This window comes from Enterobacter sp. ECC-249, from assembly GCF_043965265.1.
Classification (GTDB): Bacteria; Pseudomonadota; Gammaproteobacteria; order Enterobacterales; family Enterobacteriaceae; genus Enterobacter; species Enterobacter quasiroggenkampii.
Genome location: NZ_CP143660.1, coordinates 4,166,994 through 4,193,654 on the forward strand (window position 1 = coordinate 4,166,994; position 26,661 = coordinate 4,193,654).

General features: G+C 61.0%; 25 protein-coding genes. 12 read left to right on the forward strand and 13 right to left on the reverse strand.

The window, feature by feature from the left end; translation table 11 throughout:
- The first annotated feature begins 26 nt into the window (after nucleotides 1-26).
- Nucleotides 27-1,691, forward strand: coding sequence for an SgrR family transcriptional regulator (locus V1587_RS19800; RefSeq protein WP_371897949.1), 1,665 nt, complete (start codon nucleotides 27-29; stop codon nucleotides 1,689-1,691).
- Here V1587_RS19800 and V1587_RS19805 read toward each other — a convergent pair.
- The 4 genes from V1587_RS19805 to V1587_RS19820 all read right to left on the reverse strand — a co-directional run bounded on the left by V1587_RS19805 (nucleotide 1,664) and on the right by V1587_RS19820 (nucleotide 6,603).
- Complete coding sequence (locus V1587_RS19805) at nucleotides 1,664-2,686, reverse strand: HoxN/HupN/NixA family nickel/cobalt transporter (protein WP_395314463.1); 1,023 nt, start codon at nucleotides 2,684-2,686, stop codon at nucleotides 1,664-1,666. The genes V1587_RS19800 and V1587_RS19805 overlap by 28 nt on opposite strands.
- A gap of 1 nt (nucleotide 2,687) precedes the next feature.
- Nucleotides 2,688-4,904 carry a carbamoyltransferase HypF gene (gene hypF, locus V1587_RS19810; RefSeq protein WP_371897947.1) on the reverse strand — a complete coding sequence of 739 codons (2,217 nt, stop codon included), beginning with the start codon at nucleotides 4,902-4,904 and terminating at the stop codon, nucleotides 2,688-2,690.
- Nucleotides 4,905-4,909: 5 nt separating this feature from the next.
- A complete protein-coding gene (gene hydN / locus V1587_RS19815) occupies nucleotides 4,910-5,455 on the reverse strand; it encodes an electron transport protein HydN (RefSeq protein WP_371897946.1) in 546 nt (181 codons plus the stop codon).
- A gap of 134 nt (nucleotides 5,456-5,589) precedes the next feature.
- Nucleotides 5,590-6,603: a LacI family DNA-binding transcriptional regulator gene (locus V1587_RS19820; RefSeq protein WP_395314464.1), complete on the reverse strand. Its 1,014-nt coding sequence runs from the start codon at nucleotides 6,601-6,603 to the stop codon at nucleotides 5,590-5,592.
- A 214-nt stretch (nucleotides 6,604-6,817) separates the two neighbouring features.
- Here V1587_RS19820 and ascF point away from each other — a divergent pair, with 214 nt between their 5' ends.
- Both ascF and V1587_RS19830 read left to right on the forward strand, forming a co-directional pair.
- On the forward strand, nucleotides 6,818-8,269 hold the full coding sequence (ascF, locus tag V1587_RS19825) for a PTS cellobiose/arbutin/salicin transporter subunit IIBC (protein WP_371897944.1): 1,452 nt from the start codon (nucleotides 6,818-6,820) through the stop codon (nucleotides 8,267-8,269).
- An 18-nt stretch (nucleotides 8,270-8,287) separates the two neighbouring features.
- Nucleotides 8,288-9,712 (forward strand): 6-phospho-beta-glucosidase, encoded by a 1,425-nt coding sequence (locus tag V1587_RS19830; RefSeq protein WP_371897943.1) that lies wholly within the window; start codon nucleotides 8,288-8,290, stop codon nucleotides 9,710-9,712.
- A 232-nt stretch (nucleotides 9,713-9,944) separates the two neighbouring features.
- Here V1587_RS19830 and hycI read toward each other — a convergent pair whose 3' ends face one another.
- The 9 genes from hycI to hycA form a co-directional block, all read right to left on the reverse strand.
- A complete protein-coding gene (hycI, locus tag V1587_RS19835; RefSeq protein ID WP_371897942.1) occupies nucleotides 9,945-10,430 on the reverse strand; it encodes a hydrogenase maturation peptidase HycI in 486 nt (161 codons plus the stop codon).
- Nucleotides 10,423-10,833, reverse strand: a complete 411-nt coding sequence (locus V1587_RS19840) for a formate hydrogenlyase maturation HycH family protein (RefSeq protein ID WP_371897941.1) — start codon at nucleotides 10,831-10,833, stop codon at nucleotides 10,423-10,425. The genes hycI and V1587_RS19840 overlap by 8 nt, the downstream gene beginning before the upstream one ends.
- Nucleotides 10,830-11,597, reverse strand: coding sequence for an NADH-quinone oxidoreductase subunit B family protein (locus V1587_RS19845; RefSeq protein WP_371897940.1), 768 nt, complete (start codon nucleotides 11,595-11,597; stop codon nucleotides 10,830-10,832). The genes V1587_RS19840 and V1587_RS19845 overlap by 4 nt, the downstream gene beginning before the upstream one ends.
- On the reverse strand, nucleotides 11,597-12,139 hold the full coding sequence (locus V1587_RS19850) for a formate hydrogenlyase complex iron-sulfur subunit (RefSeq protein WP_262770575.1): 543 nt from the start codon (nucleotides 12,137-12,139) through the stop codon (nucleotides 11,597-11,599). Before V1587_RS19850 ends, V1587_RS19845 begins: the two co-directional genes overlap by 1 nt.
- 9 nt (nucleotides 12,140-12,148) lie before the next feature.
- Nucleotides 12,149-13,858: a formate hydrogenlyase subunit HycE gene (gene hycE, locus V1587_RS19855; protein WP_371897939.1), complete on the reverse strand. Its 1,710-nt coding sequence runs from the start codon at nucleotides 13,856-13,858 to the stop codon at nucleotides 12,149-12,151.
- Nucleotides 13,859-13,873: 15 nt separating this feature from the next.
- Complete coding sequence (locus tag V1587_RS19860; protein ID WP_395314465.1) at nucleotides 13,874-14,797, reverse strand: respiratory chain complex I subunit 1 family protein; 924 nt, start codon at nucleotides 14,795-14,797, stop codon at nucleotides 13,874-13,876.
- Nucleotide 14,798: 1 nt separating this feature from the next.
- The gene (gene hycC / locus V1587_RS19865; RefSeq protein WP_371897937.1) at nucleotides 14,799-16,613 is read right to left on the reverse strand and encodes a formate hydrogenlyase subunit 3; all 1,815 of its coding nucleotides are present in this window, start codon (nucleotides 16,611-16,613) and stop codon (nucleotides 14,799-14,801) included.
- Nucleotides 16,610-17,218 carry a 4Fe-4S dicluster domain-containing protein gene (locus V1587_RS19870; protein WP_023308971.1) on the reverse strand — a complete coding sequence of 203 codons (609 nt, stop codon included), beginning with the start codon at nucleotides 17,216-17,218 and terminating at the stop codon, nucleotides 16,610-16,612. Before V1587_RS19870 ends, hycC begins: the two co-directional genes overlap by 4 nt.
- Before the next feature lie 70 nt (nucleotides 17,219-17,288).
- Nucleotides 17,289-17,753, reverse strand: a complete 465-nt coding sequence (hycA, locus tag V1587_RS19875) for a formate hydrogenlyase regulator HycA (protein WP_032653166.1) — start codon at nucleotides 17,751-17,753, stop codon at nucleotides 17,289-17,291.
- A 210-nt stretch (nucleotides 17,754-17,963) separates the two neighbouring features.
- Here hycA and hypA point away from each other — a divergent pair, with 210 nt between their 5' ends.
- From hypA to V1587_RS19920, 9 genes are all read left to right on the forward strand, one after another.
- Nucleotides 17,964-18,314 (forward strand): hydrogenase maturation nickel metallochaperone HypA, encoded by a 351-nt coding sequence (hypA, locus tag V1587_RS19880; protein WP_039265546.1) that lies wholly within the window; start codon nucleotides 17,964-17,966, stop codon nucleotides 18,312-18,314.
- Nucleotides 18,315-18,317: 3 nt separating this feature from the next.
- Nucleotides 18,318-19,181 (forward strand): hydrogenase nickel incorporation protein HypB, encoded by an 864-nt coding sequence (hypB, locus tag V1587_RS19885; protein ID WP_371897936.1) that lies wholly within the window; start codon nucleotides 18,318-18,320, stop codon nucleotides 19,179-19,181.
- Nucleotides 19,172-19,444 (forward strand): HypC/HybG/HupF family hydrogenase formation chaperone, encoded by a 273-nt coding sequence (locus V1587_RS19890; protein WP_371897935.1) that lies wholly within the window; start codon nucleotides 19,172-19,174, stop codon nucleotides 19,442-19,444. The genes hypB and V1587_RS19890 overlap by 10 nt, the downstream gene beginning before the upstream one ends.
- 2 nt (nucleotides 19,445-19,446) lie before the next feature.
- A complete protein-coding gene (hypD, locus tag V1587_RS19895) occupies nucleotides 19,447-20,568 on the forward strand; it encodes a hydrogenase formation protein HypD (RefSeq protein WP_371897934.1) in 1,122 nt (373 codons plus the stop codon).
- Nucleotides 20,565-21,575: a hydrogenase expression/formation protein HypE gene (hypE, locus tag V1587_RS19900; RefSeq protein ID WP_371897933.1), complete on the forward strand. Its 1,011-nt coding sequence runs from the start codon at nucleotides 20,565-20,567 to the stop codon at nucleotides 21,573-21,575. Before hypD ends, hypE begins: the two co-directional genes overlap by 4 nt.
- A gap of 56 nt (nucleotides 21,576-21,631) precedes the next feature.
- Nucleotides 21,632-23,704, forward strand: coding sequence for a formate hydrogenlyase transcriptional activator FlhA (flhA, locus tag V1587_RS19905; protein WP_371897932.1), 2,073 nt, complete (start codon nucleotides 21,632-21,634; stop codon nucleotides 23,702-23,704).
- A gap of 153 nt (nucleotides 23,705-23,857) precedes the next feature.
- Nucleotides 23,858-24,856, forward strand: a complete 999-nt coding sequence (locus V1587_RS19910; protein ID WP_048029226.1) for an ABC transporter substrate-binding protein — start codon at nucleotides 23,858-23,860, stop codon at nucleotides 24,854-24,856.
- Nucleotides 24,856-25,893 carry an iron ABC transporter permease gene (locus V1587_RS19915; RefSeq protein WP_047743926.1) on the forward strand — a complete coding sequence of 346 codons (1,038 nt, stop codon included), beginning with the start codon at nucleotides 24,856-24,858 and terminating at the stop codon, nucleotides 25,891-25,893. The genes V1587_RS19910 and V1587_RS19915 overlap by 1 nt, the downstream gene beginning before the upstream one ends.
- Nucleotides 25,893-26,654 (forward strand): ABC transporter ATP-binding protein, encoded by a 762-nt coding sequence (locus tag V1587_RS19920; protein WP_371897931.1) that lies wholly within the window; start codon nucleotides 25,893-25,895, stop codon nucleotides 26,652-26,654. The genes V1587_RS19915 and V1587_RS19920 overlap by 1 nt, the downstream gene beginning before the upstream one ends.
- Nucleotides 26,655-26,661 lie beyond the last annotated feature (7 nt).

The following is a 26,661-nucleotide window of genomic DNA, read 5'->3' on the forward strand; positions in this document are numbered from 1 at the left end:
ATCCCTCTTTTTACCGGTATGCCGCTATGCGCCAGCTTCAGAAAATCCGTCAGTATCAACGGCTTTATCAGCACTACGGCGCATCGCCTGCGTCCACGACCCTCTCTGAAGTCGCGGAAATTGCGCTGTGCAGCGAACGTCATGCGCGCACCCTGCTGCGCCAGCTCGCGCAAAGCGGCTGGCTAAGCTGGGACGCGCAGCCGGGGCGCGGACACCGTGCCACCCTGCACTGCCTGGCCACAACCAGCGAGCTGAGCGCGCCGCTTATGCACGCCTGTCTGGAAAAAGGAGATTACCAGAGCGCGCTGCAGCTGGCCGACGGCGATCCGGCCAGCCTGCACCACATCATCACCCCGTTTTTAGGCGGCAAATGGCTTAAGCATCAGCCAACGCTGCGCATTCCGTGGTATCGCCCGCTGACCTCGCTGCATCCTGCCCTTCAGCGCCGCCGCGCCGAACAGCATATTATCTGTGCGGTTCACGCAGGGCTGACGCGCTACGCGCCCGGCCACAATCAGCCGGTAGCGGATTTAGCCCATCACTGGGATACCCGTGACGACAAACGTCGCTGGCGCTTTTACCTGCGCAGCGGCGCGCACTGGCATAACGGGCAGGCCATCAGCGATGAAGATGTTCTCAGCGCGATGCGGCAGATGCTGGCCGATCCGGCGCGCAGCGCGGGGTTTGCGCACGTTCAAATGGTGTCGCTTGTCGCCCCCTGGTGTCTGGAGATTGTGCTGATCGCGCCCGATGCCATGCTGGCGCATCGTCTCGCGCATCACGCCTGTCGGCTGCCGCATCCACAGCAGCCGACTATCGGCGCGGGCCCATTTGTTATCGCCCATCACCACTCGCACTTCCTGAGACTTGAGCGTCAGCCCTGGTACTTTGCGGCGCACCCGCTGCTGCATGCGATTGAGTTCTGGCGAACCCGCAGCGAGGCGGAAAAATCGGCGTGGATCACCGTGGGGAAAGGCGAAAATGCCCGTAAGTCCGTCACAACAACCAGCGGCGGGTTTGCCTGGCTGATGCTGAATGGCGGCCTGGCACACCCGCTGGCCGCCTGGCTGCGTCAGGAAATTCAGCATCTTAACCAGCAGTACCTTTGTCGCGAGGATGTCGATACCCGCACCGAAATTCTGCCCGGCATCAAAACGCCCGCATTTGCGGATGCCTCCGACGTGGCGCTCCCCGCGAGCCTTTCTCTGATCTGTTACGACACGCCGGGGCTGTGCGATCTGGCCAGCATGCTGCAAACGCGCCTGAAAAAGCGCGGCTGTGACGTTAACATCCAGCGGAAGGACCGCGAGGCGTGGCACGCCCCCGACGCGCTGGCGCAGGGGGATATTTTACTGGGGGATTATCTGGCGGGCGAAGCGGCGGAATTCGCGCTGGCAGAGTGGTTTACCGAAGAGCCCGCGTGGGCCACAGCGCTGGGGCAGACCGCCTGGCAAAAAGCGAAGCAGACCCTGATGGCGTACTGCGAAAGCGAAGAGAGCCTGCGAAAACACCTGCCCGCCTTCTTTCAACGCCTGCTGGAAAGCGGCGCCTGCACGCCGCTGTTCCACTACCGCTATCGTCTTAACACCCTGGAAAACGTGCAGGACATTGTGCTGACCGCCAGCGGCTGGCTTGATTTTACCCGTGCCTGGCTGCCGCCGGATCAGGAACGCAACACCAGCGCGTCGTAGCCGCGCCAGCGGTAGTTGACCATGGAGATCAGCCAGCAGGCAACGAACAGCCCGACCACCACAAACCCGGCGTTGCCCAGGTTGTCGTTCACCGCGCCAATCAGATCCCAGACGCCGCCGCTGAGGGCAAATTTATCCATCAGCAGACCCAGCGCTTCCAGCCCGCCGATAAACAGCGCCACCACCACGGAGGTACCGGTGATGGTCATGTTGTAGTAGAGCTTGCGCTGCGGCTTGTTAAACGCCCAGCCGTAGGCGCCGACCATCAGCAGGTTATCGAGGGTATCCACCAGCGCCATGCCGCTGGCGAAGAGTGCAGGGAAGATCATGATTGACCACACCGACATCCCGCTGGACGCGCTGGCGGCAGAGATCCCCAGCACGCCGATCTCGGTGGCCGTGTCAAAGCCGAGACCAAACAGGAATCCCACCAGGTACATCTGCCAGCTTTTATTGACGAGGCGGAAGGTCTTGCCAAACAGCCAGTTCATCACCCCGCCCTGGGCAGGCAGCGTGATGTCGCCCTGCACGGGCCTGCCGTGTTTCAGCGCCTGAAAACTGCGCCAGACGCCGCGCAGGATCACCATGTTTACCAGCGCCATCGCCAGCAGGAAAGTGGCGGAAACGGCTGTACCAATCAGGCTGCCGGTTTCGTGGAACCATTCCATGTTCTTCTGAAACGCCGTCGCGGTAGCGGCGATAGTAATGGAGGCCAGCACCACGATGGTGGAGTGCCCCAGCGAGAACCACGCCCCCACGCCGGACGGACGTTTGCCCTGCTGCATCATCTTACGCGTCACGGTATCAATGGCCGCGATGTGGTCAGCGTCCACCGCGTGACGCAGCCCGTAGCACCACGCCAGCAGGCTCGCGGCCATCAGAGCCGTGCTGCCGTTAAAAGCGTGCCATGCCCATCCCCAGGCCAGCAGGTTTGCCATTACCAGAGCCAGCAGCAGAAGCGCGGCGCGAGGTTCATTGCGTAAGAGTCGTAACATTTTAAGTCCTTTGTGAACATGACCGGGCGGCGGCGATCGCCGCCTGCCCGAAGGAGATCGCTCCGTCACCTGCGGGCAGGCGCGAAGGAAAAAGAAGCGTAAAGTCAGAAAGATAATGACGCAGGCGCGCGCGCAGCAGACGGTTGTGCAGCACGCCGCCGCAGAGACAGATTGTCGACAGCGACAAGCGTCGGGCATGGAGCGCGGCGAGATGCGCCAGCCCTTTAGCCAGCGCATCGTGAAACGCCCACGCGCGCTCGCAGGGCTCAGCCTGCCAGCTCAGCCACTGCTGCCAGAAAAGCGCGAAGTCTTCCACCGACAGCGTAACCGGGTGTTCGACGCCGTTGCACTGTGCCGCCAGCGCTTCCAGCCTGCAGGCGGCTTCACCTTCCCAGGATTGGGTTTCTATACCCAGCGCGCAGGCGACGGCATCGAACAGGCGACCACAGGACGAGGCCTGCGGCGCGTTGATGCCGCGCCGGATCGCCGTCGCCAGCAGCGGCCAGTTCTGGCGCCGTACCGCGTGGGTTTCCGGGTGCTGCTGCCAGTCAGAGACAAACGCCAGGCAGTGGGCGAGTAAATTACGCCACGGCTGCCGCGCCGCCAGATCGCCGCCCGGCAGCGCAACGGCCGGCAGGCCACCCAGACGCTCGCACTCAAGATAGTTCACCCGCAGGCACTCCCCCCCCCACAGCGCGCCGTTTTCACCCATGCCGATCCCGTCCAGCGTCAGGGCAATTGCGTCTCTGCCGTCGAGCGGCCAGCCGTTCTCCGCCAGGCACGCCGCCGCATGGGCGTGATGATGCAGCACGGTTTCAACGGGCAGCCCCTGCGCCTGCGCCCACTGGCGCGCGCGGTACCCCGGATGGGCGTCGCACACCACGCGCTCCGGCTGGAAGGCGTAAATGTCCTGCATCACCGACAGCGCGGAACGCCACTGCGCTTCGACACCCTCGTCACCGAGATCGCCAAAATGCTGGCTCAGCACCGCCTGATTCCCACGCACCAGGCAGAAGGTGTTTTTCATATCCGCCCCGGTGCACAGCATGGCGGGGATATTGTCGAACCCGGCAGGCAGCGTGATGGCATCAGGCACAAAACCGCGCGCGCGGCGAAGCATCGCGCCGTCGCGATCCATCACTGAATCATCCATCCGCTGCAGGATTTCGCGATTGTGCAGCAGGAAGCCGTCTGCGATGTCGCCGAGCTCATCCAGCGCCTGCCGGTTGGTCATCGCAGGCGGCCTGCCGCTAAGGTTGCCGGAGGTCATCACCAGCGGTCGCTGGCAGTCCATCATCAGCAGATGCTGCAGCGGATTCGCGGCAAGCATGATGCCAATACAATCGAGCCCCGGGGCAATCTCTTCGGGAAACCCGGGAAGCGAGGCTTTTGGGGTCAGCACAATCGGCGCTGCGGAGGAGCGTAACAGCGTCTGGATCGCCTCCGGCACGCCGTCCGCATTTGGGATCATCACCGCCAGCGGCTTCGACGGGCGCTGCTTGCGTGACCGTAATTTCACTATCGCCTGTGGGTTTTGCGCATCGCAGACGAGGTGAAACCCGCCCAGTCCTTTGACCGCGACAATACCGCCGCTTTTCAGCATCGCTACCGCTGCGCGCAGCGCAGCCTCGCGCTCGGCGGTCATGTCGCCCGCACGCCACTCCAGCGCGGGCCCGCAGTCCGGGCAGGCTACCGGCTGGGCGTGAAAACGGCGGTCGGCAGGATTGCGGTATTCTGCTTCACACGGCCCGCAGAGCGGGAACGGCGCCATTGCCGTGGCCGGGCGGTCGTAGGGCATGGCGCGGATAATGGTAAACCGCGGCCCGCAGTGGGTACAGTTGATAAACGGATAGCGATAGCGGCGCTCGCGTGGATCGCCCATCTCAGCCAGACACGCCGGGCAGGTCGCCGCATCGGGGACAATCTGGGTGTCCATTGTCCCGGCCGCGCTGTGGCGGATGGTAAAATCCTCCGGCACGCGCGCCCAGGAAAACGGCTGCGTTTCCACTCGATCAATGCGTGCCAGCGGCGGGCAGTCCTGATGCAGCCTCGCGGTAAAGGCCCCCCCATTACCCGCGAGGCGCACCAGCACGCCCTCTCCGTCATTGCAGACGTCACCGGTCAACTGAAGCGCCTGCGCCAGCTGCCAGACGAAGGGACGAAACCCGACGCCCTGCACTTTGCCGCGCACCCGCAGCTGAACGCCGTTGCTGCTCATACGGTTCAGAACAGCAGTGATGACGAGGTGTCGAACGCCGCGCGACGGCGCTTTTCGGCGCTCATCTGCTCAAGCTTGTCGCGATCCACGCAGACCAGCGCGTGCGTCGGGCACGCTTCCATACAGGCCGGGCCGGCGTCGCGGTGGTAGCACAGGTCACATTTGTTGGCTTCGGCTTTGTCCGCGCGCACGCTCAGCCCCATGCCGCTTTTGCGCACCACCGGACGGACTACCACCTCCATCGCGCCATACGGGCAGGCGACCACGCAGGTTTTGCAGCCAATGCAGCGCTCCTGCATCACGTGCACAAAGCCTTTCTCGCGTTTAATCGCCCCGTTCGGGCAGACGTTCGCGCACGGTGCGTCTTCGCACTGGCGACAGATGGCGGCGGTAGAAATATTCACGCCTTTGATGACGTGGATGCGCGGCAGGAAGGTGTCAGGGGTAAGCGACGCGCAGTCCTGCTCCGCCTGATGGGAAACCACGCACGCCACTTCACAGGTACGGCAACCAATACACTTACTGGCATCGGCCATAATAAAACGGTTCATCTGCTTCTCCAGCATTACAGTTATGCGCGGAGATATTCATAAACCGTGCCAATAATTAACTTATTGATTTTATTTGATTTTAAAAATCAAATCGCTGCTGTCATCGTCACTTATGACGATGACAGCTGTCGACATCAGCGGTGCGGGCCGTCAATAACCGAGTCGCGCAGGACAAGCTCGCCGGAGAAGGTTTGCTGATATTTAAACTCACCGCCGTCGAGCATGAAGATCAGGCGGCTGATGGTCTCTTTGATCATCTCCGTTACCGGAATGCGGACGCTGGAGAGCGACGGCACAATGTAAGGCGCGATGGCCACGTCGTCGAAACCAATCACCGACACCGCGTCCGGCGTGGCCACGCCGCTGTCGTGCAGCTGCTTCATGGCACCGATTGCCATATCGTCATTGCTCGCTACAAGCGCCGTAAAGCGCTCACCGCGAGCAAGCAGTTCGGACACCGCCGCCGCGCCGCTGTCGGGGTTCCACTTCCCCTGCGCAATCAGCCCCTCGCGCAGCGGAATACCGTGCTGCGCCAGCGCGTCCTTATAGCCGGAGAGACGCTCAACCCCGGTGGGAGAATCCAGCGAGCCGGTGATAAAGGCGATCTCACGATGCCCTTTCGTAATCAGCCGTGACACCGCGTCCTGGCTGGAGGCTTTATGATCGGACCACACGCTGTGGCTGCTGTTTTTCCGCAGGCGGCGGTTGAGCACCATAATGGGCTGCTCGCACTTCTCGACGATCTGATCCATCTCTTCCACGCTCAGAAAACGCGGATAGATGATCACCGCGTCGCAGCGCATATCGAGCAGATACTGGATCGCCTCGCGCTCCTCATCGGCGCTGTGCTTGCCGTCCGCGAGGATCAGCTGCCGCCCTTTCTCTTCCGTCATGCGCGCGGCGTGAAACAGCAGCTCGCTAAAGTAGACGCCATGATACAAGGTGTTCGTCACCACCAGGCCCAGTGTCTGGGTGCGTTTGGTCGCCAGGTTGCGCGCCAGCAAATTTGGGCGATAGCCGCTCACTTCAATGGCCTGAAATACCCTGTCTTTGGTCTCCTGGCTGACATAGCCATTGCCCGACAGCACCCGGGACACCGTGGCTTTCGAAACGCCTGCCCGCTTCGCCACTTCAAGCATCGTGGTCATGTTGTTATTCCGTCTGAATCTGATGGAGCGCAGTGTACTGCACTGCAGAAAAATTGTCGCAGCGGCGACATCACGCTTTGGGTTCCTGCTGGTGATCGGCGTCACGAAATAAAAAAATGGTCAAAAAGCGATCTTGTTTCACTCAAAGAAACTGATGATGATTATGTGAAACCGGTTTCCTACATTTCACACAACGATAACAGGATTACATCCGATGGCCAAAAATTACGCCGCGCTGGCGAACGACGTTGTCAGCGCCCTGGGCGGCAAAGAGAACATCGTCGCCGTCACCCACTGCATGACGCGTCTGCGTTTTGTTCTGAAAGATGAAAGCCTCACCGACGCCGCGCGCCTGAAAAGCATCAGCGGCGTGCTCGGCGTGGTGCGCAGCGACAACCAGTGCCAGGTCATTATTGGCAATACCGTCTCTCAGGCGTACCGCGAGGTGGTGAGCCTGCTGCCCACGGAACTGCAGCCCGCAGTGCAGGAAGGCCCGCAGAAGCTGACGCTCCGCCGGATTGGCGCGGGGATCCTCGACGCACTGATCGGCACCATGTCCCCGCTGATCCCGGCGATCATCGGCGGCTCAATGGTCAAGCTGCTGGCGATGATCCTTGAGATGACCGGCGTGCTGCCAAAAGGCGCGCCGACGCTGACTATTCTGACCGTCATCGGTGACGGCGCGTTCTTCTTCCTGCCTCTGATGGTGGCGGCCTCGGCGGCGGTGAAATTCAAAACCAACATGTCGCTGGCGATCGCCATCGCGGGCGTGCTGGTGCACCCGAGCTTTATCGAGCTGATGGCGAAAGCCGCGCAGGGCGAGCACGTTGAGTTCGCCTTTATTCCGGTGACGGCAGTGAAATACACCTACACCGTCATCCCCGCGCTGGTAATGACCTGGTGCCTGTCGTACATCGAACGCTGGGTGGATCGCATCACCCCGGCGGTGACCAAAAACTTCCTCAAGCCGATGCTGATCGTGCTGATTGCCGCCCCGCTCGCCATCGTGCTGATTGGCCCGCTGGGCATCTGGATTGGTAGCGCCATCTCCGCGCTGGTCTACACCATTCACGGCTATCTCGGCTGGCTCTCCGTGGCCATCATGGGCGCGCTGTGGCCGCTGCTGGTCATGACCGGCATGCACCGCGTGTTTACGCCAACCATCATTCAGACCATCGCCGAAACGGGCAAGGAAGGGATGGTTATGCCGTCGGAAATCGGCGCCAACCTGTCGCTCGGCGGCTCGTCGCTGGCGGTGGCGTGGAAAACTAAAAACCCGGAGCTGCGCCAGACGGCGCTGGCGGCGGCGGCCTCCGCCATCATGGCGGGGATCTCTGAACCGGCCCTGTACGGCGTCGCAATACGTCTGAAACGCCCGCTGATTGCGAGCCTGATCAGCGGCTTTATCTGCGGCGCGGTTGCCGGTATCGCAGGTCTTGCCAGCCACTCGATGGCGGCACCGGGGCTGTTTACCAGCGTACAGTTCTTCGATCCGGCGAACCCGATGACCATCGTCTGGGTGTTTGGCGTAATGGGTCTGGCAGTGGTGCTGTCGTTTGTTCTGACCCTGATACTGGGCTTTGAGGATATTCCGGTCGAAGACGACGCTGAAAAAGCGCGCGCCCTGCAGACCGCACCGGTACAGAACAACGCAGCAAAAGCATAAATTGAAAGCGAGGTAAGAATGTCTGTTTTTCCACAAGGATTTTTATGGGGCGGCGCGCTTGCCGCCAACCAGAGTGAAGGCGCTTACCGTGAGGGCGGCAAAGGGCTGACGACGGTCGATATGATCCCCCACGGCGCGAATCGCCTGGCGGTGAAGCTGGGTAAGGAAAAGCGTTTTTCGCTGCGTGATGACGAGTTTTACCCGAGCCATGAAGCGATTGATTTTTACCATCGCTATAAAGAAGACATCGCCCTGATGGCGGAGATGGGCTTTACGGTGTTCCGCACCTCGATTGCCTGGAGCCGCCTCTATCCGAACGGCGACGAGCCGCTGCCGAACAAAGAGGGCATTGCCTTCTACCGCGCGGTGTTCGAGGAGTGCAAAAAGTACAATATCGAGCCGCTGGTGACCCTCTGCCACTTCGACGTGCCGATGCACCTGGTGACGGAGTACGGCTCGTGGCGCAACCGTAAGATGGTCGATTTCTTTGCCCGCTACGCCCGCACCTGCTTTGAAGAATTTAACGGGCTGGTGAAATACTGGCTGACCTTCAACGAAATCAACATCATGCTGCACAGCCCGTTCTCCGGCGCGGGGCTGGTGTTTGAGGAAGGCGAAAACGAAGACCAGGTGAAATACCAGGCCGCACACCACGAGCTGGTGGCGAGCGCGCTGGCAACCAAAATCGCTCACGAGGTGAACCCGGAAAACCAGGTCGGCTGCATGCTGGCGGGCGGAAATTTCTATCCATACTCCTGCAAGCCGGAAGACGTGTGGATGGCGCTGGAGAAAGACCGCGAGAACCTGTTCTTTATCGACGTGCAGGCGCGCGGCAGCTATCCGGCCTATTCTGCCCGCGTGTTCCGCGAGAAAGGCGTCGTGATTGTTAAAGACCCGGGCGATGATCTACTTCTGAAAAACACCGTCGATTTTGTCTCGTTCAGCTATTACGCCTCGCGCTGCGCCTCGGCGGACATGAACGCGAACAATACCAATGCGGCGAACATCGTCAAATCTCTGCGCAACCCGCACATTCAGGTGAGCGAATGGGGCTGGGGCATCGACCCGCTCGGCCTGCGCATCACCATGAACATGATGTACGACCGCTACCAGAAGCCGCTGTTCCTGGTGGAAAACGGCCTGGGGGCGAAAGATGTCGTTGATAAAAACGGCGAGATCAACGACGACTACCGCATTAGCTATCTGCGCGAGCACATCCGCGCGATGGGCGACGCGATTGAGGACGGCGTGCCGCTGATGGGCTACACCACCTGGGGCTGCATTGACCTTGTCTCGGCCTCAACCGGGGAGATGAGCAAGCGCTACGGGTTTGTGTACGTTGACCGCGACGACGCGGGGAACGGCACGCTGGAGCGGAAACGTAAGAAATCGTTCTGGTGGTATAAGAAGGTGATTGCGAGTAACGGGGGGGATCTGGCGTAGCCCCTCACCCTAACCCTCTCCCCAGAGGGGAGAGGGGACTGTTTCGGTGCGGTTTTTACCCCTCTTTATTCAAGGGCTGATGTACTGCTCGGTGCGGTTTTCACCCTCTTTATTCAAGGGCTGATGTACTGCTCGGTGCGGTTTTCACCCTCTTTATTCAAGGGCTGATGTACTGCTCGGTGCGGTTTTCACCCTCTTCATTCAAGGGCTAATGTACTGCTCGGTGCGGTTTTCACCCTCTCCCCTCTGGGGAGAGGGTCGGGGTGAGGGGTTCAAAACCGCCATCCCCAACCCATCCGGCAAGCCGTGAATAAACCACTTCCACCGCCTCCTTCACCGGCGGCGTCATCGGGTAATAAAACCCGACGATGTCCGGCTGAATCCCCAAAAACAGCACCTCGCCCACGTCGTCTTTAATCTGATCGACCAGGTAGTTCAGCGGCATATTGTGGGTGGTCATCATAAACATCTCGGCGATATCGTCCGGGTCAATCAGGCGGATCTCGCCGGGGTTGAGCCCCATATCGGTGGCATCGACGATTAACAACCTGTCCGGACGCAGCTCGCGAATGGCAACCACGTCGTTTTCCGGCGCGCTGCCGCCGTCAATCACCACCCAGCTGCCCTGCGGGTTTGCGGCGCACATCTCCGCCAGCAGCGGGCCCGCGCCGTCGTCGCCCATCATGCTGTTGCCGACACACAGTAAAACGTCAGTCACGTAATCTCCTCACCATCAGGTAGATGGCGGTCTCCTGATGAATATCATGCAGCATGCCGAGCAGCGTTTTGCTCCACGCCTGCTGCTCGGGGGTTTGCCTGTTCAGCGCTGCGTCAAAGGCGTTGGCGAGCATTGCAATGTGGTTGGCATCGATCACGATCTCGCCGTACTTCGGCACGCCCTCCATCTTGCGCCGCGCCGTGCTGCCCTCCTCCAGCGTGGCGATCCACGCCAGGTATTCCGGCCACGGGCAGCTCAGCGCCGCCTCCAGGCAGTCAATCACCCCGAGGTGATGCCCAATCGCCAGGCTGTAATAGACCACCTGCTGCGCCGCATCCGGCGTGGCATCGTTCTCATCAATAAACTTACGGCTCAGCTGGCTGAACACCACCGTTTCACTCATCGGATACGCGCCTCATCGACGATGCTGTTCAGGTTCGCCACAATCTCCTTGAGGCGCGGATCGTTTTCCGCCTCCAGCCAGCGCGCCACCTGATGCTCGCCCTGGCTCAGCAGACGCAGATAGTCGTCGGCAATCTGACGGCCATAGCGATAGCCCGCCAGCCTGCGCGCCGTGCGGTCGACCTTCACGCGCAGCGGCTGCACCATATCCGGGTGCAGAATGGCGGCCGGCTGGTTGTCCAGCTCGCCCGGCTCGCGGGCGTGGATTTTCTGCTCCAGCAGGCCGAGCGCCATGGCAAAGCCGTACAGCGTTGCGGCGGGCGTCGGCGGGCAGCCCGGGATATAGACGTCCACCGGCACGATTTTGTCGGTGCCGCCCCAGACGCAGTAAAGGTCGTGGAAGATGCCGCCGCTGTTGCCGCAGGCGCCGTACGAGATGCAGATTTTCGGGTCCGGCGCGGACTGCCAGGCGCGCAGCGCGGGCGAGCGCATGGCGCGGGTGACGGCCCCGGTGAACAGCAGGATGTCCGCATGACGCGGGGACGGCACCACTTTGATGCCGAAGCGCTCGGCGTCAAACAGCGGCGACAGGGTGGCGAAGATCTCAATCTCGCAGCCGTTGCAGCCCCCGCAGTCCACGCGATAAACGTAGGCCGAACGTTTGATTTTTTTCAGCAGCGACGCCTTCATGCTGGCGATGGATTCGTCCACCGTCATCGGCAGCGGAATGCCGTTAGCGTCGCGCGGGCCCAGTAGGTTTTCCATCAGCTGGCCTCTCTCATATGGCGGGTGATATCAATGCGGTCGGACGGCAGCAGGCACTTCTGACGCTTGCACTCCGGGCAGGTTTCAAAGCTTTCACGGTGATGCTCCGCGCGGGCGTCGCCGTTGTGCTGCAGCAGCGCGATGGCATAGTCGATCTCTTTCTGCACGGCGAACGGGCGTCTGCAGACGCGGCAGCTGCACAGCTCAAAGCGCGACTGCTGCAGGAAATCCTCTTTCTTCCACACCGCGAGCTCGTACTCCTGCGACAGGCGGATGGCGACCGTCGGGCAGACCTCTTCGCAGCGGCCGCAGAAGATGCAGCGCCCGAGGTTAAACTGCCAGGCCAGCTCGCCGGTTTTGAGATCCGTTTCCACCGTCAGGGCATTCGACGGACAGGCGTTGACGCAGGCCGCGCAGCCTATGCACTGCTGCGGGTTGTGCTCCGGCTTGCCGCGAAAGTTTTTGTCGACCGGCATCGGCTCCAGCGGATAGCTGCTGGTCTGCGTGCCGGTTTTGATCACTTTTTTAATAAAGGTAAACATGACGAATCCTTATTTCAGCGGCGAGTTCTTACGCTCGATGCTGTAGCGCTCAAGCTCTTTGTACGGCACCACCTGGCTTTTCTTCTTGCGCACGTCCACGACGGTCATGCGGTCGGTGCAGGAGTAGCACGGGTCGAGGCTGCCGATGATCAGCGGCGCATCGGAAACCGTGTTGCCGCGCAGCATATAGCGCAGGGTTGGCCAGTTGGCGTAGGTCGCCGCACGGCAGCGCCAGCGGTAGAGCTTCTGGTTGTCGCCGGTCATGCTCCAGTGAATATCGTCCCCGCGCGGCGCTTCGGCAAAACCGAGGGCAAAGCGATTTGGAATGTAGGTGAAGCCCTCCACCATCAGCGGGCCACCCGGCAGGTTGTCCAGACCAAAGTCGATCATATTCAGCGCGGTGAACACCTCGTTGATGCGCACCTTCAGGCGGGAGATGACGTCGCAGCCCTGCTCGCTGTGCACGGTCATCGGCAGCAGGCCGTAGCCGACGAACGGGTGATCGGCACGCGTGTCGCGGGCGTGCCCGCTGGCGCGCACCATCGGGCCGACGTTGCTGAAGTCGCGGGCTATCTCCGGATCGAGGCGGCCAATGCCGACGGTGCGCTGCTCGATGTTGGGCGTGCTGAGCAGCATGTCCACCAGCTCCTGCACGTCGCGGCGCATCTGCTGCGCCAGCTGGCGGGTCTGGATCATGTCATCCTTCAGCAGGTCGCGGCGGATCCCGCCGATCAGGTTCAGACCGTAGGTTTTGCGCGCCCCGGTGAGGATCTCCGCCATCTTCATCGACGCTTCACGCACGCGGAAGAACTGCATAAACCCGGAGTCAAACCCGACGAAGTGGCAGGCCAGCCCGAGGTTCAGCAGGTGCGAGTGCAGGCGCTCCACCTCCAGCAGGATGGCGCGGATCATCTGCGCGCGCTCCGGCACCACGATCCCCATGCCGTTCTCCACCGAGGTGGTGTAGGCGGTGCTGTGAGCAAAGCCGCAGATGCCGCACACGCGGTCAGAAAGAAACGTCACTTCGTTATAGCCCATGCGGGTTTCCGCCAGCTTTTCCATGCCGCGGTGGACGTAGAACAGGCGGTAGTCGGCGTCGATGATATTCTCGCCGTCGACGAACAGGCGGAAGTGGCCCGGCTCGTCGGAGGTGACGTGCAGCGGGCCGATCGGCACCACGTTGTTCTTTTTGCTGCCCAGCTCGTTGATGAATTCGTAGGTTTCGCTGTCGGTGGTCGGGGCCGGACGCTGGCGGTAGTCCATGCTGTCCTTGCGCAGCGGATAGAGTTCGTCCGGCCAGTCGTCCGGCAGCACCAGACGGCGCTCGTCCGGCAGGCCGACCGGCACCAGGCCATACATGTCGCGCACTTCGCGCTCGCCCCAGACGGCGGCGGGAACGCGCGGCGTAACGGACGGGTATTCCGGCTTATTCGGGTCAACCTCGACGCGCACGGTGAGCCAGCACTTCTCGCCCTGCTCCATCGACATTACGTAGTACACTGCGTAATTACCGCACAGCTGGCGCTCGTCGTTGCCGAACAGCACCGACAGCCAGCCGCCCTGCCGGTAGTAGAGAAACTCCACCACTTCCGGCAGGTAGTTCACCTTAATGGTGACGGTTAGCTGGTCTTTGGTTTGCCAGGACTCCTCCAGCACCACGCCGGGGAAAGCCTGATGCAACGCGGCGAGATACTGCTGACCTTTCTTTTCTTCAGACATAAATACTCTCTTTAATCACGCCACCAGCAAGGAGACGAACGCTAAAAATGCAAAACCAAAACCGGCCCAGGTGATGCGTGACGTTTCGACAAAACGCAGTCGCGCCATGCTGTTTTCAAACAGGGCAATCACCAGCACGCCGACCAGCAGCTTGAGGGCGGCAACCACGACGGCCAGCAGCAGACCGCCCGCGGAGAAGTGCGTCATCTGCCCCCACGGGAAGAAGACGCCGACAAACATCTGCAGCACCACCAGCTGTTTGAGGCTGATGCCCCACTTCAGCACCGCGAAGCCGTAGCCGCTGTACTCGGTGAGCGGCCCTTCCTGCAGCTCCTGCTCGGCTTCGGCCAGATCGAACGGCAGCTTGCCCATCTCGATAAAGGTGGCGAACGCGCAGGCGCACAGCGCCAGAACCAGCGGAAGGGAGCGGGCCACCGGCCAGTGGTAAACGGTGTGGGTGATAAAGCTGATATGGGTTGAGCCCGCAACCTGCGCGGCGACCCACAGCCCCAGCAGCAGGATCGGCTCAACCAGCACGCCGAGCATCGCCTCGCGGCTGGCGCCGATGCCGGTAAACGGGCTCCCGGTGTCGAGGCCCGCAATGGCAAAGAAGAAGCGGGCGATGGCAAACAGGTATATCAGCGTAATCAGATCCCCGAGCGCCGGCAGCGGCGATCCCACCGTCACCACCGGCAGCGCGGTGGCGATGGTGAGCATCACGCCCACCATCACGAACGGCGTCAGGCGAAAGACCCAGCCTGCGGCATCCGGCGCCACGCTCTGGCGAGAAAACAGCTTGAAGAGATCGCGATACTCCTGAAGCACGCCAGGCCCGCGACGGTTGTGCATCCGGGCGCGCGCCACGCGCGTGATGCCCGACAGCAGCGGCGCGGCGGCGAACAGCACCAGCGCCTGAAGAATTGCCAGTAACAGACTCATGTCAGGCTCCTCGTGAAATCACAATGACCACCAGCACCGCCAGCTCGATGATCGCCAGACGGCGGAACAGCGCGGGCGCGGCGGCGCTCTGCCAGCCGGGTACCCAGCCCACCGGATTCAGCCAGTGGCGCAGCTTCAGCACGGCGGCGAAGTTCTCTTTTAGCGGCATAGCGAAACCGTGGGCGGTGATGACCATCGACTGTTCGTGTTCGTAGCCGCAGGCCCACGCCGCACCGCGCGAGCGGGAGGTGAGCCGGTCGCGTTTGAAGAACAGCATCAGCACCAGCGGCAGCAGCGGTGCGCCTATCAGCAGCAGCGCGATCGTGGGCTGGGAAACGGTGGTATTCGCCACGGTCAGCGGCAGCGGAATGGCAATGCCCAGCAGCGGCAGCAGCCACGGCGCGGCGACGCCGCCCGCGATACAGCACAGCGCCAGCGCGACCACGCTTACGCCCATAAGTAGCGGTGCGCAGCAGGCGTTTTCCGCTTCGCGGGTACGCGGCGCGCCGAGGAAGGTCACGCCGTAGACTTTCGCCATACACATCACCGCCAGCGCCCCGGTAATCGCCAGCCCGACCGCCAGCAGCGGGCCGAGCAGGCGCGCGATAAAGACATCGCTCTGGCCGAGGGCGAAGAAGGACTGATAGATCACCCACTCCCCGGCAAAGCCGTTCAGCGGCGGCAGCGCGGCCATCGCCATCAGCCCGACCAGCATCGCCAGTGAAATCACCGGCATCTTTTTGCCAATCCCACCGAGCTTTTCGATATCCCGATGGCCGGTGCGGAACCAGACGCTGCCCGCCCCGAGGAACAGGGTGCTTTTAAACAGGCTGTGGTTGACTAGGTGATAAAGACCGCCGATAAAACCGGCCGCAATCAGCGCCGGTTGATTCAGCGCCAGCCCGGTCACGCCCGCGCCAATGCCGAGCAGAATGATGCCGATATTCTCCAGCGTGTGGTACGCCAGAAGACGCTGGATATTGTGCTCCATCAGCGCGTACAGGCCGCCGACGAAGGCGGTGATCATGCCCGCAATCAACAGCACCACGCCCCACCACAGCGGCGGTTGTCCGCCGGTCAGCGTAATCACCAGGATCCCAAACAGACCAACCTTCATCACCACCACAGAAAACAGCGCGGCGGCGGGCGCGGAGGCATTCGCATGCGCCTGCGGCACCCAGCCGTGCAGCGGGATGATGCCGGCGAGCAGGCCAAAGCCGAGCACGCCCAACAGCCAGACGTCATTCCCCAGCGGATGCCCGTTGAGCGCAGCAAAGTCCAGCGTGCCGAAGCGCTGCCACACCAGCCAGCAGGCCAGCGCCAGCAGCAGCGTTCCGAGGCGTCCCAGCGCAAACCACAGCTTGCCGGAGGCGCTGCAGCCCGTCAGGAACACGCCGCACAGCGCCATGATTTCCGCCATCACCACCAGCGCGCCGAGATTGCTGGCGATAACGGTGCAGACCGCCGTCGCCATCAGCAGGTTCACCAGCAGGCCGTTGGCTTTAGCGTGCGGGTGGCGATGCCACTCGATATTGAACAGGCTGATAAACACCCCGCACAGGCCAAACGTCACCAGCCAGATGGCGTTCAGGGGCGTGATCTCAACGGTGTGCCGAATCAGCGGCATCACGGTTTCTGCGGACTGGCCGCCGAGCAGGACAACGCCGCCTGCCGCCAGCGTCATAAGGCTAGCTACCGCCCCGCCGAGCCCGGCTATCGCGCCGCTGAGAGTTTTATGGAAGGAGAAGATCGGCGCCAGAATAGCTGCGGCAATAAAACAGGCTACCGCGCCGGTAATCATCATTGCCGCGTTCATTTCGCCCCCTCGTTAAGCGCCTGTAGCAGAGAAAGGTCGCCAAAATCACTGTTGATGGTCAGCTCGCGCTTGCGCTTGCTGGTACGGGCGATGTCGCGAATGTTTACCAGAATCAACGCTTTCGTCGGACAGGTCCGCACGCAGGCCGGGCCCTGTTCATCGAAGCTGCACAGGTCGCACTTCACCGCCACGGCACGGATGCCGGGCACCCAGTCCAGCAGCGTGCTTACGCGTGCCGGAGCCGGGGGCGCGGGCGGGGCTTTTGGCGAGTTGGCGTTCGCCGGAATGTGCAGCGGACGGCTGCCGGAAAATTCAATCGCGCCGAACGGGCAGGCAATGCCGCACAGCTTGCAGCTTACGCACAGGCTTTCGTTCAGCTGGACAGCGCCATCCACGCGGGTGATGGCATTTACGGGGCAGACACCCGCGCACGGGGCATCTTCACAGTGATGGCAGAGCTGCGGGGCAGACTCTTTTTCATTACGCATGACGTGCAGGCGCGGCATGGACTGCAGCCCATGCAGGCGATGCGTTTCCGAACACGCCGCCTCGCAGGTTCGACAGCCAATACAGACCGTCGAGTCAGCAATTACAAAACGGTTCACCGGGTTATCCTCTGGTGATAGTCATTTTTGACGAAAAACTGTCTTGTCGACACTTCTCGACACGGATGGGTCAGGCCACGTTTGCTGAGGCATTTCCATCCATCAGCTGCTTCAGGTTGACCGGAAGATCGTGCTCAACGGCGGCGTACAGGCCGTTATAAACCGGCGCGATTTTTTCCAGATAGTGCTCCAGCACCTGCTGGCGATCGCGGTTGCTGACGTGGCCGTCCACCATACCGTCGGCCATCAGCTGTGCCTTCGCAATACACTGTTTTTCGCCGTCTTTTGTCTCGAGGTAGTACTCAATGGTGTGACTGTTGAAGTTATCCGCCAGGGTCACGTTGATCGTGAAATGGCCGAACAGAACGAAGCGCATGTCGCCCTGCGCCGCGCAGCTCATCGCGTGGTGAAGACGCGCTTTCGAGAGGGTTATGCCCTGAACCAGAGAGTTGCAGTAAAGGTGCCACTGGTCCTGCAGCTGCTGATGACGCTGCGCGATGTAATCTGCTTTTTCGCTGATTTCCCAAATAGTCATAGAAGGTATCCGTTTAATGGAGATAGCGGCTATTAAGCAGTTTCCATGCCAGTTTTTATCTTTTTGATTCTCAATGGATTTAACTTAAAAATCGCTGTCAACGCCGCGGTGTCGACGTGTCATTTCGACAGCGTTGACATCGTCACGCCTTAACAAAAATCAAGCTGGCACCGTTATTGCATTACCGGGGCAATTCATTGAGGAGGCGTCATGCACGAAATCACCCTCTGCCAGCGGGCTCTGGAACTTATCGAACAGCAGGCAGTGCAAAACCATGCGAAGCGCGTCACCGGCGTCTGGCTGAAGGTCGGGGCGTTTTCCTGCGTCGAGACCAGCGCCCTGACCTTCTGTTTTGAGCTGGTCTGCCGCGGCACGCTGGCGGAAGGCTGCGAGCTCCATATCGAAGAGCAGCAGGCGGAGTGCTGGTGCGAGCAGTGTCAGCAGTACGTCACCCTGCTCTCATCGAAGGTACAGCGCTGCCCGCAGTGTCAGAGCGGCGGGCTGCGCATCGTGGCGGATGACGGCATGCAGATCCAACGCCTCGAAATCGAGAAGGAGTAAAGTATGTGTAGTACCTGCGGTTGCGCCGAAGGCAACCTGTATATAGAAGGGGATGAACATCGCCCCCACTCCGCGTTTCGCTCCGCGCCCTTTTCACCTGCCCCGCGCCCTTCTGCGGCGTTGACCGGTATCACTTTCGCCCCGCAACGGTCCGCTGCGGGCGATCTGCATTACGGCCACGGCGAAGCGGGCACCCACGCGCCGGGCATCAGCCAGCGCCAGATGCTGGAAGTGGAAATCAACGTGCTGGACAAAAATAACCAGATCGCCGCCCGCAACCGCGCGCGCTTCGCCACCCGCAAACAGCTGGTACTGAACCTGGTCTCCAGCCCCGGCTCCGGCAAAACTACGCTGTTAACGGAAACGCTCAAACGCCTGAACGGGCGCGTCTCCTGTGCGGTGATTGAAGGCGATCAGCAAACCGTTAACGACGCGGCGCGCATTCGCGAAACCGGCACCCCGGCGATTCAGGTCAATACCGGCAAAGGCTGCCATCTTGATGCGCAGATGATTGCCGATGCGTCCCCGCGTCTGCCGCTGGCGGATAACGGCATTCTGTTTATTGAAAACGTCGGCAACCTGGTCTGCCCGGCGAGCTTCGACCTGGGCGAACGGCACAAGGTGGCGGTGCTTTCAGTGACCGAAGGTGAAGACAAACCGCTGAAGTACCCGCATATGTTTGCCGCCGCGTCCATCATGCTGCTGAACAAAGTCGACCTGCTGCCGTACCTGAATTTCGACGTGGATAAGTGCCTGGCGTATGCCCGCGAGGTGAACCCGGAGATTGAGATCCTGCTGGTCTCCGCCACGCGCGGCGACGGCATGGACGGCTGGCTACAGTGGCTGGAGAGCGAACGATGTGCATAGGCGTACCTGGGCAAATTTACGCCATCGACGGTAATCAGGCCAAAGTCGAGGTTTGCGGCATCCTGCGCGACGTGGACCTGACGCTGGTGGGCAGCACCGATGAAAGCGGCGCCTCGCGTCTCGGCCAGTGGGTGCTGGTCCACGTGGGGTTTGCCATGAGCGTGATTAACGAAGCGGAAGCCCGCGACACGCTCGACGCCCTGCAAAATATGTTCGACGTGGAGCCGGACGTGGGCGCGCTTTTGTACGGCGAGGAGCGGTAATCATGCGTTACGTTGATGAATATCGCGCGCCGGAGCAGGTGCTGCAGCTTATCGGCCATCTGAAAACGCGCGCAGCGCTGCTGGACTACACGAAAGAAAGGCCGCTGCGGATCATGGAGGTGTGCGGCGGGCACACGCACGCGATCTTCAAATTTGGCCTCGACCAGCTGCTGCCGGAGAACATCGAGTTTATCCACGGCCCCGGCTGCCCGGTCTGCGTGCTGCCGATGGGGCGCATCGACAGCTGTATCGAAATTGCCAGCCAGCCCGACGTCATTTTCTGCACCTTTGGCGACGCGATGCGCGTGCCGGGGAAAAATGGCTCGCTGCTGCAGGCGAAAGCGCGCGGAGTCGACATCCGGATCGTCTATTCGCCGATGGATGCCCTGACGCTGGCAGAGAGTAATCCCACGCGCAAGGTGGTGTTTTTTGGCCTGGGGTTTGAAACCACCATGCCCGCCACCGCCATCACGCTGCAGCAGGCGAAAGCGCGCGGCGTCGATAACTTTTTCTTCTTCTGCCAGCACATTACGCTCATCCCCACCCTGCGCAGCCTGCTGGAAGAGCCAGGTAACGGCATTGATGCCTTTCTGGCACCGGGCCACGTCAGCATGGTGATTGGCACAGACGCCTACGGTTTTATCGCTGAACAGTACAATCGTCCGTTAGTGGTCGCTGGTTTCGAACCTCTTGATCTACTGCAAGGTGTCACCATGCTGGTTGAGCAGAAAATAGCGGCCCTGAGCGCGGTCGAAAACCAGTACCGCCGCGTTGTGCCGGATGCGGGAAATGAACGGGCTCAGCAGGCGATAGCCGACGTGTTTAGCGTTGAGGGCGACAGCGAATGGCGAGGCCTGGGGCTGATTGCCGAATCCGGCGTGCGCCTGACGCCAGCCTATCGCGCGTTCGATGCCGAAGCGCATTTCCGCCCGCAGCCGCAGCAGGTTTGCGACGATCCCCGGGCACGCTGTGGCGAGGTGCTCACCGGCAAATGCAAACCGCATCAGTGTCCGTTATTTGGCAATACCTGTAACCCGCAAACGGCGTTTGGCGCGCTGATGGTCTCCTCCGAAGGGGCGTGTGCCGCGTGGTATCAGTATCGCAACCAGGAGAGTGAAGCATGAATACGGTGGAAATGGCGCACGGCAGCGGCGGACAGGCGATGCAGCAGCTGATTAACCGGCTGTTCATAGAGGCCTTTAACAACCCCTGGCTCGCCGAACAGGAAGACCAGGCGCGCATTGATCTCGCCACCCTCACCGCCCAGGGCGACAGGCTGGCCTTCTCCACCGACAGCTACGTGATCGATCCGCTGTTCTTCCCGGGCGGCGACATCGGCAAGCTTGCCGTCTGCGGCACGGCCAACGACGTTGCCGTCAGCGGCGCCATCCCGCGCTACCTCTCCTGCGGGTTTATCCTCGAAGAGGGCTTACCGATGGAGACGCTCACGGCCGTGGTCAACAGCATGGCGCAGACCGCGCGCGAGGCGGAGATAGCTATCGTCACCGGCGACACCAAAGTGGTGCAGCGCGGCGCGGCCGACAAGCTGTTTATCAACACCGCCGGCATGGGCGCGATCCCCGCCGATATTCGCTGGGGCGCGCAGCGCCTCAGCGCGGGCGACGTGCTGATCGTGACCGGAACGCTGGGCTGCCACGGGGCGACCATCCTGAACCTGCGCGAAGGCCTGGGGCTGGACGGTGAACTGCGCAGCGACTGCGCGGTACTCACCCCGCTGATTCAGACGCTACGCGCGTTCCCCGGCGTGAAGGCCCTGCGGGACGCCACGCGAGGCGGCGTGAATGCCGTGGTCCATGAGTTTGCGGCAAGCTGCGGATGCGGGATTGAACTCACCGAACGCAGCCTGCCCGTTAAGCCCGCCGTTCGTGGGCTTTGCGAACTGCTGGGGCTGGACCCGCTCAACTTTGCCAACGAAGGCAAGCTGGTGATTGGCGTTGAACGCGCGGAAGCGGAAGTCGTTCTTGAAAAGCTGCGGGCTCATCCGTCAGGAAAAGAGGCGGCGATGATTGGTGAAGTGGTCGAGCGCAAAGGGGTGCGCCTGACCGGACTTTATGGCGTGAAGCGCACGCTGGATCTGCCGCACGCTGAACCCTTACCCCGTATTTGCTAGGCCGCGCCACAAGCGGCCAGCATGGATTTTTTTGCTCGTTTCTACTGGAAAGCACTATGCCGTATACACCGATGAGCGATCTTGGACAGCAGGGCCTGTTTGACATCACGCGCACACTTTTACAGCAGCCCGATCTCGGCGCGCTGAGCGATGCCCTGACGCGGCTGGTCAGGCAGTCGGCGCTGGCGGACAGCGCCGCGATTGTGCTCTGGCATAGCGGAACGCACCGCGCGAGCTACTACTCAACGCGTGACAATGGCAAAACGTTTGAATACGAAGACGAAACGTATCTCGCGCATGGCCCGGTGCGCCGCATTCTCTCCCGACCTGAAGTGCTGCACTGTAACTTTGAGGAGTTCCGGCAGGCGTGGCCGCGGCTCGCGGAGAGTAACCTCTATCAGCCTTTCGGGCATTACTGCATGCTGCCGCTGGCGGCAGAGGGTCAGATTTTTGGCGGCTGCGAGTTTATCCGCACGACCGACCAGCCCTGGAGCGAGGCGGAATACGAGCGCCTGCATACCTTTACCCAGATTGTGGCCGTCGTCGCGGAGCAGATCCAAAGCCGCGTGACCAATAATGTGGATTACGACCTGCTGAGCCGCGAACGCGACAACTTCCGCATTCTGGTCGCCATCACCAACGCCGTGCTGTCACGGCTCGATATGGACGAGCTGGTCAGCGAAGTGTCGAAAGAGATCCACCACTATTTCAAAATCGACGCCATCAGCATTGCGCTTCGCGGCCATCGCAAGGGCAAGCTGAACATCTACTCCACGCATTATCTCGATGAAGCTAACCCGGCACACGAGCAGAGTGAAGTGGATGAAGCGGGGACCCTTTCGGAGCGGGTCTTCAAAAGCAAAGAGATCCTCCTGATCAACCTCAACGAACAGGATCCGGTGGCACCGTACGAGCGGATGCTGTTTAACACCTGGGGCAACAAAATTCAGACCCTGTGCCTGCTGCCGCTGATGTCCGGCAACACCATGCTGGGCGTGCTTAAGCTGGCGCAGTGCGAGGAAGGCGTCTTCACCACCGCCAACCTGAAGCTGCTGCGTCAGATCGCCGAGCGTATTTCCATCGCCCTGGATAACGCCCTCGCCTATCAGGAAATTCATCGTCTGAAGGAGCGGCTGGTGGATGAGAACCTGGCCCTGACCGAACAGCTCAACAACGTGGACAGCGAGTTTGGTGAAATCATCGGACGTAGCGACGCCATGTACAACGTGCTCAAGCAGGTTGAGATGGTGGCGCAAAGCGACAGCACGGTGCTGATACTGGGCGAAACCGGTACGGGTAAAGAGCTGATTGCCCGCGCCATCCACAACCTGAGCAACCGCAACAGCCGACGGATGGTGAAGATGAACTGCGCCGCGATGCCCGCAGGGCTGCTGGAAAGCGACCTGTTCGGCCACGAACGGGGCGCCTTTACCGGGGCAAGCAGCCAGCGGCTGGGTCGGTTTGAGCTGGCGGACAAAAGCTCGCTGTTCCTCGACGAAGTGGGCGATATGCCGCTGGAGCTACAGCCGAAACTGCTGCGCGTCCTGCAGGAGCAGGAGTTTGAACGTCTTGGCAGCAACAAGCTTATCCAGACCGACGTGCGGCTGATTGCCGCGACCAACCGCGACCTGAAAAAGATGGTCGCCGACCGCGAGTTTCGCAGCGATCTCTACTATCGCCTGAACGTGTTCCCGATCTTCCTGCCGCCGCTGCGCGAGCGCCCGGAAGATATTCCCCTGCTGGTCAAAGCGTTTACCGCCAAGATCGCGCGACGGATGGGTCGAAATATCGACAGCATTCCTGCCGAGACGTTACGTACCCTTTCATCGATGGAGTGGCCCGGCAACGTGCGCGAGCTGGAAAACGTCATCGAACGTGCGGTGCTGCTGACGCGCGGTAACGTGCTGCAGCTCTCCCTGCCTGAACTGACGCTGCCTGACGTGAGCGTGCCCGCCGCCGAGACAGCGAAAGAGGGAGAAGATGAATATCAGCTCATTATGCGCGTACTCAAAGAGACCAACGGCGTGGTCGCCGGGCCGAAAGGTGCCGCCCAGCGTTTAGGGTTAAAACGCACTACCCTGCTGTCGCGCATGAAGCGTCTCGGGATCGATAAAGAGAGCCTGGTTTAAGCCCCCAATCCGGCGGTGTTGTTCTGACACCGCCTTTCGTTACCCTGCGCAATTGTCCCTCATTGACACAAAATCGTTTCCTCTGTATAAAATTCCGCCTTAATAATGAGTTTCATTTGCATCAAAAATAATATTAATCAAGGGTAGCGTTTCATGAAGAAGGTCATCTGCGCGTTAGGCCTGGCGGTTGCGTCGGTTAGTTCTGCTCTGGCAACCACATATCCTCTGACCATTGAAAACTGTGGCTATAAAGAGACATTCACCAAAGCGCCGGAACGCGTCGTGGCCCTGGGCCAGAATACCGTCGAAATCTTGCTCCTGCTGGGGCTGGAAGATAAGGTGAAGGCCAGCGCCTTCTGGCCGACGAAAGTGTTGCCGCAGCTCGCGGAGCAGAATGCAAAAATCAAAACCCTGACGGTTGAAATCCCTACCCTTGAATCCGTGCTTGCGCAAAATCCCGACTTTGTCCCCGCCCAAACGCCGCTGTTGCTGGGGCCGGAAAGCAAGGTCGCAAAACGCGACGATCTGATGACCCTGGGCGTGAACAGCTACGTGTCCCCGGGCATGTGCGCGACCAAAAAAGCCACCGGCGATATGTACGGCAGCCGCCAGAAACTGTGGGATATGACGTATCTCTATCAGGAGATTGAGGATTTCGCCAAAATCTTTAACGTTGAAGACCGCGGTCAGGCCGTGATTGCCGATTTCAAAAAACGCGAGGCCGACCTGCGTAAGGAATTCGGCAAGAACAAAAAAGACCTCTCGTTTGTCTTCTGGTTCTCCAGTTCGTCCCCTTCTGCGGACGCCTACGTCGGCGGTAAAAATAGCCCCTCCGGGTTTATCGCCAGCCTGATGGGCGGGCATAACGCCATCACCTCCGAGACCGAATGGCCAACCGTGGGTTGGGAGAGCATTATTGCCGCCAATCCGGATGTCATTGTGGTGTCCAGCCTGGACCGCAACCGCTGGGCACTGGATAACGCGGAAGAAAAAATCAAATTCCTGAAGAGCGATCCGGCGGTCAGCCAGCTGGACGCCGTGAAAAAAGGCCACATCGTGGTAATGGACGGCCAGGCGATGAACCCGACGATCCGCACGATTTACGGGGCTGAGCAGGTCGGCGAACAGCTCAGAAAGCTGGGGCTGAACTAATGACAACCGCCGTTCTTCAGGCCCGGCAGAGCCTGGTTCTGACGACCTCGGCTTTGCTCGCCCTGGTACTGCTATTTCTGGTGATCGCCCTGAGCGTCAGCGTCGGCGAGCTGTCCATCCCGCTGGATAACGTGTTTTACGCCATCAGCAATAAAATGGGGCTCACCGAGGTTCCGCTCACTCGCATCTACGAGAGCGTCATCTGGGACTTTCGCCTGAGCCGCGCGCTGGTGGCGGCCTGCTGCGGCGCGGGGCTGGCCATCTGCGGTGCCGTATTGCAGAGCTTGCTGAAGAACGCGCTGGCGGAACCCTACGTGCTTGGCGTGTCCGCGGGCGCGTCGACCGGGGCGGTTTCTGTTGTCGTATTGGGGATCGGCACCGGTGCGGTCTCCCTTTCTGCCGGTGCCTTCGCCGGGGCATTCGCCGCGTTTGCGTTTGTCGCGTTTCTGACGAACGGCGCGCGCGGCGGGAATGAACGTACTATTCTGGCAGGCGTCGCCGCCTCGCAGCTTTTTAACGCCATTACCGCCTACACCATCAGCACCTCCGCCAGCGCCCAGCAGGCGCGCGACGTGATGTTCTGGCTGCTGGGCAGCTTCAGCGGCGTACGCTGGCCTGAATTCCAGCTGGCACTGGTGGTGGTGCTGATTGGGTTAGCCATTTGCCTCTACTATTCCCGGGCGCTGGATGCCTTTACGTTTGGTGACGACGCCGCGGCGTCGCTGGGCATTGCCGTTCCCTGGGTGCGCCTGGCGCTCTTTACCACCACCGCGCTGATTACCGCGACCATCGTCAGCATGGCGGGGTCAATCGGCTTTGTCGGGCTGGTGGTGCCGCACGTGATGCGTTTCCTGTTCGGGCCGCTGCACCGCACGCTGCTGATTGCCAGCGCGCTGGCAGGGGCGATCCTGATGGTGCTGGCAGACATTGCCTCACGCATGCTGATTGCGCCGCAAAGCCTGCCCGTCGGCGTGGTCACCGCGCTGGTTGGCGTCCCCTTCTTTGCCGTGATTATCTACCGTTCAAGGAATAAGTGATGAGCATCTGCGCGGAAAATATTACCTGGAAGGTCGGCAAAAAAGTCATCGTTAATGACGTCTCGCTGAAGGTGTCACGGGGCGAAACGGTAGGGCTGCTTGGCCCTAACGGCTGCGGTAAATCGTCTCTTTTACGTATCCTCGCGGGGCTGCGTCGCCCGGATGCTGGCCGCGTTACCCTGGACGGTCAGGACATCTGCCGCATCGCCAAAAAGCAGCTGGCGCGACGGGTCGCCTTCGTGGAGCAGCACGGCATGACGGACGCCAACATGCGCGTGCGCGACGTGGTCAAACTCGGGCGGATTCCGCACCACTCCGCCTTTTCCAACTGGAGCACGCACGATGATGAGACCATCACCGCCGCTCTGCAGCGCGTGGATATGCTGGATAAAAGTGACCAGGGGTGGCTGAGCCTCTCCGGCGGTGAGCGCCAGCGCGTCCACATTGCCCGCGCGCTGGCCCAGAACCCGACGGAAATCCTGCTGGACGAGCCGACCAACCACCTGGATATTCATCATCAGATGCAGCTGATGCAGTTGATCAGCGAATTACCGGTCACCAGCATTGTCGCCATCCACGATCTCAACCATGCCTCGATGTTCTGCGACTCGCTGATTGTGATGCAGAAAGGACACATTGTGGCGACGGGGACACCGCAGGACATCTTATCCGAGTCGTTGCTGTGGGATGTCTTCCGGGTCAAAACCAAAATCGAGATCTCACCGTTCCATGGCAAAAAGCACATTCACTTTATCGTTTAGGGGCGAG